Source organism: Thermodesulfovibrionales bacterium (assembly GCA_026417875.1).
Taxonomy (GTDB): Bacteria; Nitrospirota; Thermodesulfovibrionia; order Thermodesulfovibrionales; family CALJEL01; genus CALJEL01.
The window spans coordinates 290-13,756 of sequence record JAOACK010000053.1; the positions used below are offsets into that span (position 1 = coordinate 290).

General features: G+C 39.8%; 15 protein-coding genes. 11 read left to right on the forward strand and 4 right to left on the reverse strand.

Annotated features, from left to right (window positions below):
- The 9 genes from N2257_08790 to N2257_08830 all read left to right on the forward strand — a co-directional run.
- The coding region (locus N2257_08790; GenBank protein MCX7794478.1) for an HAD hydrolase family protein at positions 1–453 on the forward strand (453 nt) is incomplete at its 5' end.
- The gene (gene pgsA / locus N2257_08795) at positions 440–1,003 is read left to right on the forward strand and encodes a CDP-diacylglycerol--glycerol-3-phosphate 3-phosphatidyltransferase (protein ID MCX7794479.1); all 564 of its coding nucleotides are present in this window, start codon (positions 440–442) and stop codon (positions 1,001–1,003) included. The genes N2257_08790 and pgsA, both read left to right, overlap by 14 nt.
- Entirely contained in the window at positions 1,000–3,216 is a 2,217-nt protein-coding gene (gene plsY / locus N2257_08800) for a glycerol-3-phosphate 1-O-acyltransferase PlsY (GenBank protein ID MCX7794480.1), read from the forward strand. The genes pgsA and plsY overlap by 4 nt, the downstream gene beginning before the upstream one ends.
- The gene (locus tag N2257_08805) at positions 3,207–4,262 is read left to right on the forward strand and encodes a DUF4388 domain-containing protein (protein ID MCX7794481.1); all 1,056 of its coding nucleotides are present in this window, start codon (positions 3,207–3,209) and stop codon (positions 4,260–4,262) included. The genes plsY and N2257_08805 overlap by 10 nt, the downstream gene beginning before the upstream one ends.
- Positions 4,262–4,945 (forward strand): 7-cyano-7-deazaguanine synthase QueC, encoded by a 684-nt coding sequence (queC, locus tag N2257_08810; protein MCX7794482.1) that lies wholly within the window; start codon positions 4,262–4,264, stop codon positions 4,943–4,945. The genes N2257_08805 and queC overlap by 1 nt, the downstream gene beginning before the upstream one ends.
- A complete protein-coding gene (locus N2257_08815) occupies positions 4,938–7,034 on the forward strand; it encodes an acetate--CoA ligase family protein (protein MCX7794483.1) in 2,097 nt (698 codons plus the stop codon). The genes queC and N2257_08815 overlap by 8 nt, the downstream gene beginning before the upstream one ends.
- Before the next feature lie 2 nt (positions 7,035–7,036).
- Positions 7,037–8,092: a phosphotransacetylase family protein gene (locus N2257_08820; protein ID MCX7794484.1), complete on the forward strand. Its 1,056-nt coding sequence runs from the start codon at positions 7,037–7,039 to the stop codon at positions 8,090–8,092.
- Positions 8,089–9,408, forward strand: a complete 1,320-nt coding sequence (locus tag N2257_08825; protein MCX7794485.1) for a thymidine phosphorylase — start codon at positions 8,089–8,091, stop codon at positions 9,406–9,408. The genes N2257_08820 and N2257_08825 overlap by 4 nt, the downstream gene beginning before the upstream one ends.
- A gap of 17 nt (positions 9,409–9,425) precedes the next feature.
- Positions 9,426–10,379, forward strand: a complete 954-nt coding sequence (locus N2257_08830; protein MCX7794486.1) for an FAD-dependent oxidoreductase — start codon at positions 9,426–9,428, stop codon at positions 10,377–10,379.
- Positions 10,380–10,396: 17 nt separating this feature from the next.
- Here the strand turns inward: N2257_08830 and N2257_08835 are convergent, their stop codons facing one another.
- Together N2257_08835 and N2257_08840 are read right to left on the reverse strand one after the other, a co-directional pair.
- Entirely contained in the window at positions 10,397–10,636 is a 240-nt protein-coding gene (locus N2257_08835; GenBank protein MCX7794487.1) for a hypothetical protein, read from the reverse strand.
- Positions 10,623–11,048 (reverse strand): nucleotidyltransferase domain-containing protein, encoded by a 426-nt coding sequence (locus N2257_08840; GenBank protein MCX7794488.1) that lies wholly within the window; start codon positions 11,046–11,048, stop codon positions 10,623–10,625. The genes N2257_08835 and N2257_08840 overlap by 14 nt, the downstream gene beginning before the upstream one ends.
- Positions 11,049–11,091: 43 nt before the next feature.
- On the opposite strand from N2257_08840, the gene N2257_08845 reads away from it, so the two are divergent.
- Both N2257_08845 and queF read left to right on the forward strand, forming a co-directional pair.
- On the forward strand, positions 11,092–11,604 hold the full coding sequence (locus tag N2257_08845) for an adenylyl-sulfate kinase (protein MCX7794489.1): 513 nt from the start codon (positions 11,092–11,094) through the stop codon (positions 11,602–11,604).
- Between the two features lie 340 nt (positions 11,605–11,944).
- Positions 11,945–12,334, forward strand: a complete 390-nt coding sequence (queF, locus tag N2257_08850; protein MCX7794490.1) for a preQ(1) synthase — start codon at positions 11,945–11,947, stop codon at positions 12,332–12,334.
- 339 nt (positions 12,335–12,673) lie between these two features.
- Here the strand turns inward: queF and N2257_08855 are convergent, their stop codons facing one another.
- Together N2257_08855 and N2257_08860 are read right to left on the reverse strand one after the other, a co-directional pair.
- The gene (locus N2257_08855) at positions 12,674–12,949 is read right to left on the reverse strand and encodes a hypothetical protein (protein ID MCX7794491.1); all 276 of its coding nucleotides are present in this window, start codon (positions 12,947–12,949) and stop codon (positions 12,674–12,676) included.
- A 4-nt stretch (positions 12,950–12,953) separates the two neighbouring features.
- The coding region (locus N2257_08860) for a phosphoribosylanthranilate isomerase (protein ID MCX7794492.1) at positions 12,954–13,467 on the reverse strand (514 nt) is incomplete at its 5' end.

Consider the following 13,467-nt stretch of genomic DNA (forward strand, 5'->3'; position numbering starts at 1 on the left):
CTTGATAATGAGGGTAATGAATTCAAGGCCTTTAATGTGAGGGATGGTCATGGCATTAAGATGCTACACAATGCGGGTATTCACATTGCGATAATAACAGGAAGATACTCTAAGGTTGTCGAACGGAGGGCAGTGGAACTAGGTATAAATCATGTATACCAGAGGTGCCACAACAAACTTGTTGCCTATAATGACCTAATAGAAAAACTCGGAATCAGGGATGAAGAGGTTGCCTACATAGGTGATGATGTTGTTGATATTCCCATTCTTAAAAGAGTGGGACTACCCGTAGCTGTAAGGGATAGCCATGAAGGAGCAAAGAGTTACAGTCTCTATATAACTGAAAAAGAAGCTGGAAAGGGTGCTGTAAGAGAGGTCTGCGACTTAATAATAAATGCAAAATATGGTTATGATATCAATAAACTAATGGAGATATGGGGTGCCACAGATTAAATTAAATAACCTGAAACCCTTCTGGAACCTGCCAACCATCCTTACAGTTAGCAGAATAATAATTATTCCGCTTTTTGTTCTGGCAGTAAGATACCATCCCGTTGCAGGAGTTTTAATTTTTCTCATCGCTTCTGCAACAGATTTTCTTGATGGTTACTTTGCAAGAAAAACAGGAAAGATTACAGAGTTCGGAATGATACTTGACCCAATTGCTGATAAATTTCTTATTATCACAGCACTGATTGTACTTGTGGATATGGGAAGATTAAACGTATGGATAGCGATAATCATGATAGCAAGGGATTTCTTGATAACAGGTCTGAGGGTTGTTGCTCTTTCAAAGGATATTATAATACCTGCAGAAATTGGTGGAAAACTCAAGACCACACTCCAGACCCTGGGTATTATCCTTCTTATTCTCTGGGACAGTACCGGCCTGGAGCTTCAGGATGCGGGAACGGTAATTATATGGTTAGCAATGTTTTTATCAGTGATATCAGGAATAAATTATACAATCAGCTTTAGAAAGGCTATGAGGAACAGACAGTGACTGAAGCAGCAATTCTTGTGCTTGTCTCGGTTGCCTCTTATCTTCTTGGAGCTGTGCCTTTTGGTCTAATCTTTGGAAGATTATGGGGTATTGATCCAAGGCTCAGCGGAAGCAAAAACATAGGTGCCACTAATCTACTGAGAACAGCAGGTATAATTCCAGCGATCCTTACGCTTATATTTGATATATCAAAAGGTGGTATTGCTGTACTCATTGCAAGAGCCCTTAAGGTAGAGCCCGACTGGTTAGCCGGTCTTGCTGCTATAGTGGGGCACAATTTTTCTGTATATCTTAAATTTAGAGGAGGGAAGGGTGTTGCCACTAGCATAGGAACCATGATTGTACTTTATCCAGCTGGGGGAGCAGTTGTGATTGGAATATGGTTACTCGTAGCCTTAATCACAAGATATTCTTCCCTTGCGGCCCTCATCAGTATCGGATTTTCTCCTGTAATATTTACTGTGCTTGAAAAACGTGATATGATAGCATTTACAGTACTGGTTGCATCCCTTGTTATTATGAGACACAGGGATAATATTAAAAGACTTCTGACAGGGACAGAAAAGAAGATAGGAGAAAGGGTCCTCCCGGCACTGGGTATTATTTTTATATTAGCTTTTTTAAATCCAGTGCTTGCTGAGGGAAAGGCAGAATATCCTGATATTGAGTCCATTAAAGAAGAAAGCCTTAATAAAGGATTGCGATTTCCCGAGGCAGGCGTACACTTTTTCCTCACAAAGGAGCCTGAATCCATTCTCTCACAACCAGTTAATACTGATTCACCCCTTATTTCTTTTAAAAAAGCAGAAAGGGCTTTCAACACCAGTGTCAAGGATGCTTTTTTTACAGGTATACCTTATCTTATTGAAACCTTTAGATTATCCGCAGGTAACCTAATATGGTTAATAAATCTCGGCCTTCTTTTTTCTCTAATTACAATCGTCTCTTTACTCTTTGCATTTTTTATAGCCTCAATCACTCGGCTACCTTTTGAATTACCCCTTCTCACTCACGAAATCTCTGAAAAGAAGAGCACCGCATTATATCTCTTAATGCTAATCATCGGAGCCATAGCAGGCCTTCCCTATTTTGCAGGCACACTGCTTCTTCTGAGCGCAATCCATAATCCTTCAAAATCTCTGAGGATCTCTGTAATCTTTTATTTTATCTTTATTCTAATTCTGCCTTTTATTCTGAGATTTGAACAGGGATTTTTAAGGATATTATCAGATCCTGAGATAAAAGCTATAAGCGGGGTTAATGAGGGAAAGGATAATAAACTAATACTGACACTCAAAGAGAGTGATTCAGCAGTATTTATGTTCTCAAAAGCTCTCGCATTAAAAAGGGAAGGGAAGATTGATGGAGCGATAAAGATTCTGGAGAGTCTTTCGAAAAATCCTGACTACAGGGTTTTTAATAACCTTGCCAACTGTCTTTTCCTTAATGGGGATCTTTCCAATGCAGAGGCTTATTATCAAAAGGCCCTCGAGCTTAAAAAAAATCCGCAGAGCCTTTATAACTTAAGTCAGCTCTTTAAGGAAAGGCTTGATTTTGAAAAGGGTAAATACTATTACGAAGAGGCCATGAAGATTGATGCAGAGCTTATCTCCTCATTCACAAAGATATCTTCTAAATCTCCTAATAGATTTTTAATGGATATAACCCTGAATACAGGAGAGCTCGTAAAATTCACTATTAAAAAAATAGCAGGAAGTGCATTTTCATTAAGAATGCATGAAATAGTAATTCCCCTCATACTTTTCGCACTTCTATTCATAAGATTTCCAGCACTTGCCTACAGATGCTCCCGCTGCGGCAAGATTATCTGCAATATCTGCCAGAGAAAAGAGCTCTGGGGAAAGATGTGTCCTGAATGCTATGAAGTCCTTGTAACACCCGATAAGACAGACTCAAGGACAAGACTTCAAAGACTGTTATACCTGCAGAATAAAAAATCTCAGAGAAGGAGAATCTTCTGGGTTCTTACTTTTTTACCAGGGATTACCCAGATTGTATCGGGTGCAATGTTTCAGGGTCTTTTGATATTGTTTCTTATTGGTATCTCAATAATGAGTTTTGTAGCTTATGAGCATTTCTTTATAGCAAACTTAAAGCAATTTTATCTTATCTGGACAGGTATACTTTCAGGAACACTTGCATTATTGTTACATCTTTTGAGCCTCAGGAGGTTATCAAGGATATGGCCTTAGAAGGTTCTCTGAAAGAATTTGGCCTCGCTGATATACTGCAGCTCCTTTATTTCCAGAAAAAGACTGGGGCACTGGTCATTGAGGGAAGGTTTGACAGGATAAAGATACTCTTTAAGGATGGAAATATTGTTGCAATAGAATCAAGAAGAAGGCTTGAATCAAACAGGCTAGGTAGGATTCTCATTAAAAAAGGCCTTATTACTCAGGCTGAACTTGATGAGCTTCTTAAACAACAGCCCCTTACAGGATTAAGGCTCGGTGAGATGCTAGTTCAGAAAGGGGTATCTCCAGAGGTTATTACTGAGAGCCTTACAAAACAGATGACCGAGACCCTTATTCAGATTCTTCAGTGGAAAGAAGGGTATTATGAATTTAAACCGGAAGGTGTATCTATAAGCAAAGAGCTAGCCATAAGCCTTGATACCCAGCACATGCTCATGGAAGGTCTGAGGGTCCTTGACGAGTACTCACTGATAGGAGAAAAGGTATCTCCTGATATGGTCTTTAAAATTAGCGGTGAAATCCCTGAGGACCTTCAGGAGAAGGAAAGGCAGATCCTTGAGTTAATTAATGGTGAAAATGAACTCTCCACTATTGTAGAGCTTTCAGGCATGGAAGAAATTGAGGTCTCAAGGATAATTCTCAGGCTTCTTGAGGCTGGTATTATAAGGGAGAAAAAAGCGGAGGAATTTATAGTACCACCTCCTGAAGAGGAAAAGAGATTTATCCCTCCCCTTGCTCCCTTTATATGGTTGCTAACAGCAGCCTGTCTTGTGTTTTCTGTGTCCTGGTTTTTCCATTTTAAAAATGATCTTAAAAAATTCAGGGCTATAAAGGAAATAGAAGCCATTGCATTAAAATTAGAATTCCACAAAATAGAAAAGGCTAACTATCCTGAGCCGGAAGATTTCCCTACTCACTCTGATCCCTGGGGATCACCTTATGTTTACAGACTGTTGAAATCAGAGGTTCCTAAGCAAAGTCTCCCAGTAATCCTCAGTAACGGCCCTGACAGAAGTACTGAAACAGAGGATGACATTTACTGATGAAGGCAGTTGTTCTTTTAAGTGGGGGTATTGATTCCTCAACAACACTTGCCTGGGCAAAGGCAGAAGGATACGAACTCTATGCCCTGAGTTTTGATTACAGTCAGCGACACAGGATAGAGCTTGATGCAGCAAGAAAAGTTTCCAGCAGTCTTGGAGTTAAAAAACATCTCATAATCAAGTTTGACCTCAGAGAGATAGGTGGCTCAGCCCTCACCTCTAAGATAGAGGTTCCAAAGATGCAGACCGGTGCTAAACATGAAATCCCTGTAACCTATGTGCCTGCAAGGAACACCATTTTCCTTTCTTTTGGCCTTGCATGGGCAGAGGTACTTGAGGCTCCTGATATATTCATAGGTGCAAATGCAGTAGATTACAGCGGTTATCCTGATTGCAGGCCTGAGTATTTATGGGCCTTTGAAGACATGGCTAATCTTGCTACAAAGGCATCTGTAGAAGGAAGGATTCATTTCAGCATAAAGGCACCTCTTTTATACATGTCTAAGGCAGAGATTATCAGGCTTGGTGTATCCCTTGGACTGGACTACTCCCTTACATGGAGCTGTTATGACCCTCAGGAAAAGGATGGTCTTTTTTATCCCTGCATGACCTGTGATAGCTGTCTCTTCAGGAAGAAAGGCTTTAAGGAAGCAGGGATTGAAGATCCATTAAAACATGCTTGATTTTCTCTTTAAACCAGGGTCGATTGCTGTAATCGGTGCTTCAAGAGAAGAAAAAAAAGTCGGACACGCAATTCTTAAGAATCTTATCCTCGCAGGTTATAAAGGAAAGCTCTATCCTGTAAACCCTAAGGCTCAGGAAATACTTGGCCTTAAGTGCTACGGATCTTTAAAGGAAATAGATTCTCCAGTTGAGCAGATAGTTATAGCTGTTCCTCCTCCTGTAGTGGCTGAAACCCTGAAGGAGGCAGCGGAAAAAGGTGTAAAGAGTGCTGTTATAATCACTGCCGGTTTCAGGGAAGCAGGGCCTGAAGGAATGAGACTTGAAGAGAAGATAAAGGATATAGCAAGGAAAGGAAATATCAGGATACTCGGACCAAACTGTCTTGGAATCATAAATACAGAAATAGGTCTTAATGCAACCTTTGCAGCAGGAAACCCTCCAAAGGGCAAAATATCCTTTTTCTCTCAGTCAGGTGCTCTGGGGATAGCCATTCTTGACTGGGCTATAGGAAACAATTTGGGGATCTCAAAGTTTATAAGTCTTGGCAACAAGATAGACCTCAGTGAGCTGGATTTTATTGAATACTTTATGAATGATCCTGACACAGAGGTAATACTCGGTTATATAGAGGATGTAAGTGATGGCAGAAGGTTTCTTGAAATTGCAAAAAGGGCAACAAAGATAAAACCTCTTGTACTTATAAAATCAGGGGGCACAGAGCATGGAGCAAGGGCTGCCTCTTCCCATACAGGTGCTCTGGCTGGTTCAGAGATTGCCTTTGAGGCAGCATTCAAACAGACAGGCGTGCTGAGAGCAAAAAGTGTACAGGAACTCTTTGACCTTGCCCTTGGTTTCTCATCAGGAAGACTGCCAGAGGGTAACAGGCTCCTCATAATCACAAATGCTGGTGGTCCTGGAATACTTGCAGCAGATGCAGCTGAAAGAGAGGGACTTGAATTGCCTCTACTAAGGAAGGAACTCGTGGAAGAATTAAAAAGGGGTCTTCCAGGAAATGCCTCTCTTTATAATCCTGTAGATATTATAGGTGATGCTGATTCAACGAGATACAGATTCGTACTTGACAGGGTTGTTAAGGAAAAGGACTTTGACGCCTTTTTTATTATACTCACACCGCAGGCAGTAACAGATGTAAAAGAAGTAGCAGTTACAATCATAGAGAAATCAAGAGAGACTCCGAAGCCGGTAATAACCTCTTTCATGGGAGAGGCAAGGATAAAAGAGGCATCCCTTATGCTCAGATCCAGTGAAATACCTTCATATCCCTACCCCGAGGTAGCAGTGCATGTATTGAAGAGAATGGCAGAATTTTATCAATGGAAAAAGATTGAATCTGAAGAGCCTCCATATTTTTCTGATATACAGAAGAATAAGGCGGAGGCTCTCATGGCTTCATTCAGAAAAGAAGGGATGACCGAAATAACTGAAGGTAATGCAATGGACTTTCTGAGCTTCTATGGTTTCAGATTTCCTAGGCGAGCGCTGGCACTGACAGCTGAGGAAGCCGCTCATATAGCAGAGACCATTGGTTTTCCTGTTGTCATGAAGATTTCCTCTCCAGATATCCTCCATAAGACAGAAGCAGGTGGAGTTAAATTAAATATAAATTCAAAAAAGGCGGCCCAGGAGGCATTTCTTGAAATAACCTCAAATGTAAAAAGACTCTTCCCCCGAGCCTATATCAGAGGTGTTATGGTTTATGAGATGGTAAGAGGAGGAAGGGAATTTATCACAGGAATAACCTTTGACAGAACCTTTGGCCACATGGTGATGGCAGGGCTCGGAGGAATCTATGTGGAGGTACTGAAAGATGTATCTTTTAGAATAGTACCAATAACAAAAAGGGATGCCATAAATATGCTTCATGAGCTCAGGTCTTTCAGATTAATGCAGGGTGTAAGGGGTGAAAGACCGGTTGACATAGAGTCAATAATAGAACAGCTTCTGAGGCTCTCAAGGCTTGCCATGGATTTTCCGGAAATCATGGAGCTTGATATCAATCCCCTTGTTGTGTTTGAAAAGGGCTCTATAAACCTTGATGCCAGAATAATAATTTCAAGGAGGCAGTAGAAATGAAAAAGATTTTTATCCTCTCTCTACAGCCCTTTGCTGGAAAGACCTTCCTCAGTATAGGACTTCTTGATAAATTAATTGAGAAAGGTTTCAGCACAGGCTATATCAAACCAATGGGACTAACACCCCAGCTGATTGGAGAATCTGTTTATGATGCAGATGCTGTGTTAATAAAAGAGCTCTTTAAATTTAAAGAACCCCTGGATGTAATGTCTCCCTTTGTAATAACCTATGAGACCATAAAATATCTCCTTCAGGGCAGGCTGACTGACATAAAGGAAAAAATTACAAACTCAATTGCTCACTTTAGCGGTAAAGATATCATCATAATCAGCGGAGCAGGAAATCTTTTCACAGGAACTGTTCTCGGTATAGATTCGCTCAGTCTTGTTAAAGAGACCGGCGCCATGGTTATTGCAGTTGAGAATTTTTCTGGTGACTCAACAATTGATAATCTGGCAGGCATCAAAAAACTTTTTGAAGAAAGGTTTCTGGGTGCTGTTATAAATAGAATCCCTCCTAACACTATTTCATATGTAAATGAAAATATTAAAACCTTTCTTGAAAAAAGGGGGATCAGACTATTCGGACTTTTTACAAAGGATGAAGTTCTTGAATCCATCACAGTTAGGGATCTAGTTAGCATTCTCAATGCCCGAGTATTATGCTGTGAGGACAGACTTGATGAACTTGTAGAACACTTTACTGTTGGAGCAATGGATGTGGATAATGCTCTAAGGTATTTCAGAAGAATTCCCAATAAGGCTGTCATCACAGGCGCTCACAGAGCAGACATCCAGCTTGCTGCCATGGAGACTTCCACAAAGGTTATAATATTAACCGGTGGAATGACCACAAATGACGTGGTGATAGCAAGGGCTATCTCAAAGGGTATTCCCCTTCTATCTGTGGAGCATGATACCTTTACCACGGTGGACAAAATAGAATTTATGCTTGGCAAAGTAAGAATCAAAGAACCCCAAAAGATAGAGAGGCTAAGGGAAATGTTTGATAGGAACTTTGATATAGATGGTTTACTGAAGGAGCTGAGATGACAGCCTATGAGCTCATAAAAAAGAAGCGGGATGGAGAAAAACTGTCAAGGGAAGAGCTTGAATTTCTCATAAGGGGTTATACTGAAGGCAGAATACCTGATTATCAGATATCAGCCTTCCTAATGGCAGTATATTTTCAGGGAATGAGCGATGAGGAGACCTTTAATCTCACAGATATAATGCTCAGGTCAGGAAGGATCTTTGACCTTTCCTTCATAGAAGGAGTAAAGATAGATAAACATTCAACAGGTGGAGTTGGTGATAAGGTAAGCATAATACTTGCACCGCTTCTTGCATCAGCAGGAATAATCGTTCCAATGATCTCTGGAAGGGGACTGGGCCATACAGGAGGAACAGCAGATAAACTTGAATCCATACCAGGCTTCAGAGTAAATCAATCATATACTGAATTTGTTGATACAGTAGAGAAGATTGGTTTTGCTATGGCAACACAGGGCCCCGAGATAGCCCCTGCAGATGGAAGGCTTTACAGCCTGCGGGATGTAACAGCAACAGTAGATTCAATACCTTTAATAGCATCAAGCATCATGTCAAAAAAACTTGCTGAAGGCATTGATGGACTCGTTCTTGACATAAAGTGTGGCTCTGGAGCCTTTATGAAGGATACTGATAAAGCAAGAAAGCTCGCAGAGCTAATGGTTACAATAGGTAATAAATACGGTGTAAAGACAGTAGCTCTAATAACTGACATGTCAGAGCCTCTGGGAAAGACAGTCGGTAACAGTCTTGAGATAAAGGAATCTATCCTTGCCCTCAGGGGTAAATGGCCTGAGGACTTAAAAGAGGTTACTTTAAATCTTGGAGCCTGGGCCCTCTGGATAAGGGATAAAATCTCAGGAAATGAAACCAGAGAAATTAATGAATATATAAAATTCCTTGAAGGTTTAATAGAAGATGGCTCTGCCTTCAGTAGGTTTGTTGAACTCCTCAAAGCTCAGGGAGGAAATCCTGAGATTGCCTTCAGACAGGGACTTCTTCCTTCAGCAAGATTTCAGGAACATATCCTTTCACCAGAAGAAGGCTATATTTCAGCCCTTGATGCAGAGCTTGTTGGAGGCGCAGCAGTGCTGCTTGGAGCAGGAAGAAGAACCAAAGAAGAAAGCATTGACCATGCAGCAGGTATAGTTCTCAATAAAAAAGTAGGTGATTTTGTAAAAAAAGGAGAACCCCTTGCCATAATGCACTTTAATAAACAGGATAGCTTTGAAGAGGCTAAAGCCCTTTACATAAAGGCACTTAAATTCAGTTCTGAACCTCCAGGGCAAAGAAAAAAGATAATCGAAGTTATAATATAAAAATTCAGGAGGAATAAATGGCAGAGGAATTATATGATGTAGTAATTATTGGTGGAGGCCCAGCAGGACTAACAGCAGGACAGTATGCAGCAAGGGCTGGACTAAGGACAGTTATACTTGATAAATCAGCATCAGCCGGAGCACTTGCTTTTGCATCAGTAGTAGAGAATTATCCTGGTGTTGGTCCAATATCAGGAAAGGAGCTTCTTGATATATTCAGGGAACAGGCAATAGGCTTTGGTGCTGAATATATAGAGACACAGGTAATAGGAGTGAATCTCACCGGAGAAATCAAAGAGTCCTACACAATGGACAGAACATACAGGTCAAAGGCTGTGATAATAGCAACTGGTGCCATGGGAAGAAAACCCACAATCAAGGGAGAGGCAGAATTCCTCGGCAGAGGAGTGAGTTACTGTGCTGTTTGTGATGCAGCCTTTTTTAAGGGAAAGACTGTATGTGTCCTTGGAGATTCAGAAGAAGCTTTAAAAGAGGCTGGTTATCTAACACGCTTTGCCGAGACAGTTTATCTTATATCACCATCTTCTAAGCTCAAAGTTGACAAAGACAATCCCAACCTCAGGATACCTAATCTCAAGATCATGCTGGGATACACAGCTTCACAGATAGATGGGAATGAGGTTGTTGAAAGAATAAGACTAAGAAATGCTGAAGGTAAAGAAGAGAATCTTAAACTTTCTGGAGTATTTGTCTATCTCCATGGCTCAAGACCGATAGTGGACTTCCTTCAGGGAACCCTTGAGCTCGGTGATGATGAATGTATAACAACAAACAAGATGATGGAGACCTCTATCCCTGGCGTATTTGCAGCAGGAGATGTTACCTGTACAGAGGTCAGACAGGTAGTAATAGCAGCAGCCCATGGCTGCATTGCAGCACTTTCAGCTGAAAAATATATAACCCATAGAAAAAGAAGAAGATATGACTGGGCAAAAAGCCGAGATGAGTGATAAAAAGTATAAACCCATCACTGATTATTTTTGTGAAATACATTTTTTGTAATCTCCTTGATAAAAAGTTCAAAATCGCCACGATGGAAGGCCTCTATAGCCACTTGAAGGTCTCTCTCTGTGGCTGCCTTATAAACGTGTTCTGCCTTTTTATAAGAGCTTAAAGAAGGGTATCTTGAAGCAATTTTTTGAAGATATTTAATGCGTTCAGATATTAAGGACAACAATCTCTTAATTGAATCTTCAAACTCTGACATTCCTGCCCGCAGATGAAAGAGTTTTTTCCATAAAGGGTCTAAAATCAAAATACATTCCAAGAATTTTGCAATAATATTTGTACAATTCTTCCTTAGAAAGATAAAAAACTGGCATACCGGTAGTAACAACAATATAACTGAAAAAGAGAGAAGCCCTGTTCAGGGCTTTTATATCAATCTTTTTGTGAAGGGCCTTTTCAAGCCTTAAGGCAATCACCTCCATTATGCCGATTGCCTCTAAGGTCTTTTTTTTATAAAAGTCCTCATCAAAGAGAACAGCAAGGTCTATATCACTTTTGGGAGTTGACCTTCCTTTTGAATAGGAACCGTATAGATAAATTAACCTGACGGGAAATCCCCTGCTCCTGATCTCCTTGTTTAGCATTTCTTTAAGTTTATCAATCAGCTCCATGACTTATTTTAACAAAATATCTCCTAACTTGTTAAAATTAACTATGGCTAAGGTCCTCTGGCTTACAGGACTTCCTGGAAGTGGAAAGAGCACTATAGCAGATGCCTTTCTTAAGGGACATCCTGAATGGATTCTGCTTCGTATGGACGAATTAAGGAAATTTATTACACCTGAGCCAACCTATTCAGAAGAAGAAAGGGAATTGCTCTACAGGGCTATTGTCTATATGGCAAGGGAGTTTTACAGAAAGGGCATGAGTGTACTAATTGATGCAACTGCAAACAGACGCAGATGGCGGGAACTTGCAAGGAAGGAGATAGAGAATTTTATAGAGGTCTATCTCAGATGCCCTCTTGAGCTATGTATTGAAAGGGAATCAAAGAGAAAGGACCTCCATGGTGCACCTGAGGATATTTATAAAAAAGGCAGGGCTGGCTGGCCAGTACCAGGAGTAACAGTTCCCTATGAAGAACCACTTAAGCCAGAGCTTATAATAGATACAGAAAAGACCTCACCTGAAGAGGCAGTTGCTTTAATCGAAAAAATTATAGTTTAAATTTTAAACTTGAACTTTTGATAATTTTTTATTTCTTAGTAATTAACTTGCCGTTACAAGAAAAGCAGTAAATATAGTCAAAAAGGAGACGAGAGAGTGATTAATCTTAACAATATTCCTCTTAGGCTAAAGGACATAGGGAAATTTTAAACCTGAAAATGGGGATGTTTTTGCAGTTTATGAAGATGGGATATTAGCTAAAAATATTAAAAAGGCGTTGTACGAAATAGAAAAGTTCTGTGATATCTTATTCACAAAAAAACATAAGAGGATAAAAAATGCTGGCAATTACAGTTTGTCCAATAAATTAGAAAAATATAAGAGTATGCTAAAATAAATTATGGCTGAATTAAAATATGGTGAAAGGGCTATTGCTGAGGCAGAGCTTGAGCTCTGGCCCAATCCTACTCCAGAGAGAGACTATGAGATTGATATAACATTTCCTGAATTCACCTGTCTCTGTCCCCGTTCCGGTTATCCCGATTTTGCAACTATAAAGATTAGATATGTTCCTGATAAATTTATTGTTGAGTTAAAATCCCTCAAGCTTTATCTAAATTCCTTCAGAAATACCTATATATCCCATGAGGCAGCTACAAATAAAATCTATTCTGAGCTTTATGAAAAACTCAAGCCAAGGTTTCTTGAGGTTATTGGAGACTTCAATCCAAGAGGTAATGTAAAGACTATAATAAGGGTTTCTTCTAACAAAATACCAGGCACTGAGTAAGAGGTTATTTATTATAAGGTTGTAGCCTTCTCAATTAAAAAATTCTTTATCGTCTTTTCATCAACCTGGATGCCTACAAAATCAATGGATTCAGTATAATCTATATCCTCAAAGTAGCATAATTGTTCTCTGAAGAGCCTTTCATTAAAGTGCTCAAATAGTTCTTTCGCTTTTTTAGTTATATCATAGATTGAAAAAGGAAGGTCACCTTTACTCCATTAATAACAAGGGTTAACTCCTCAGGAGACTCTGTTATGGTTGCTTCTATTGTGTAGGATTTCTTAATAGTTCTCATAATCTTTAATATCTCAATTTCCTTTTCTGTGAAAAGGTCATAGTCTATGGAACGACGATGACCAATCTGTAATGCATCTGTTCTAGGGCTATAATTTTTCTTTCTTTTGATACCTGCTTATAAAAAATCTCCGCAACACGATGAAGACCAATTGTATCTGCCAATTTCAAAAAGTCATCAAAATCTCCTCTGTTAAGAACAATCTCTACAAGGGCTTTAACGGAGAGGCTTAATGGATCTTTTATATCCCAGAATAAATAAGGTTTCTTCTCGCTCAGTTCTGTAATAAAATCCTTTACCAATCTTTCAATGGATCCCATCCTTTCAGAAGCTTACAGATTTTGCAATCTCAATAAATGCCCTGAGCTTTTTCTGATCCTTTATACCCTTTTCCTTTTCCACTCCGCTTGATACATCAACTCCGTAGGGATGAACCCATCTTATAGCCTTCTCCACATTGTCAGGATTAAGGCCTCCTGCAAGTATTATCCTTCCAAATCTCTTTGCCTCTACAGCTATATCCCAGTTAAATATCCTGCCTGTACCTCCGAATTCCTCTGGTGAATAGGTATCAAGCAAAAAGGCTTGAACCATGCTGTACTCTTTAAGGGGTTCTAGGTCACTAAGTTCTCTCACCCTTATTGCCTTAATTATCTTCTGGGTATAAATAATGCTATCAGGAGTCTCATGTCCGTGAAGCTGGATCGTTGTTATGCCTGTGAGTTGGACTATTCTCATGATCTCAGGTGGAGGAGTATCCACAAATACACCCACAGTCGAGACAAAGGGAGGTATTTCTTTTATTATTTTAGCTGCTTTTTCAGGCTCTATATATCTT

What these genes read in the sequence shown, in the direction of transcription:
- N2257_08840 (MCX7794488.1), bottom strand. Translation starts at nt 11,048, where the DNA reads ATGGAGCTGATTGATAAACTTAAAGAAATGCTAAACAAGGAGATCAGG.
- N2257_08830 (MCX7794486.1), top strand. Translation starts at nt 9,426, where the DNA reads ATGGCAGAGGAATTATATGATGTAGTAATTATTGGTGGAGGCCCAGCA.
- N2257_08825 (MCX7794485.1), top strand. Translation starts at nt 8,089, where the DNA reads ATGACAGCCTATGAGCTCATAAAAAAGAAGCGGGATGGAGAAAAACTG.
- queC (MCX7794482.1), top strand. Translation starts at nt 4,262, where the DNA reads ATGAAGGCAGTTGTTCTTTTAAGTGGGGGTATTGATTCCTCAACAACA.
- N2257_08855 (MCX7794491.1), bottom strand. Translation starts at nt 12,949, where the DNA reads ATGGGATCCATTGAAAGATTGGTAAAGGATTTTATTACAGAACTGAGC.
- N2257_08820 (MCX7794484.1), top strand. Translation starts at nt 7,037, where the DNA reads ATGAAAAAGATTTTTATCCTCTCTCTACAGCCCTTTGCTGGAAAGACC.
- N2257_08805 (MCX7794481.1), top strand. Translation starts at nt 3,207, where the DNA reads ATGGCCTTAGAAGGTTCTCTGAAAGAATTTGGCCTCGCTGATATACTG.
- N2257_08845 (MCX7794489.1), top strand. Translation starts at nt 11,092, where the DNA reads ATGGCTAAGGTCCTCTGGCTTACAGGACTTCCTGGAAGTGGAAAGAGC.
- queF (MCX7794490.1), top strand. Translation starts at nt 11,945, where the DNA reads ATGGCTGAATTAAAATATGGTGAAAGGGCTATTGCTGAGGCAGAGCTT.
- N2257_08815 (MCX7794483.1), top strand. Translation starts at nt 4,938, where the DNA reads ATGCTTGATTTTCTCTTTAAACCAGGGTCGATTGCTGTAATCGGTGCT.
- N2257_08835 (MCX7794487.1), bottom strand. Translation starts at nt 10,636, where the DNA reads ATGTCAGAGTTTGAAGATTCAATTAAGAGATTGTTGTCCTTAATATCT.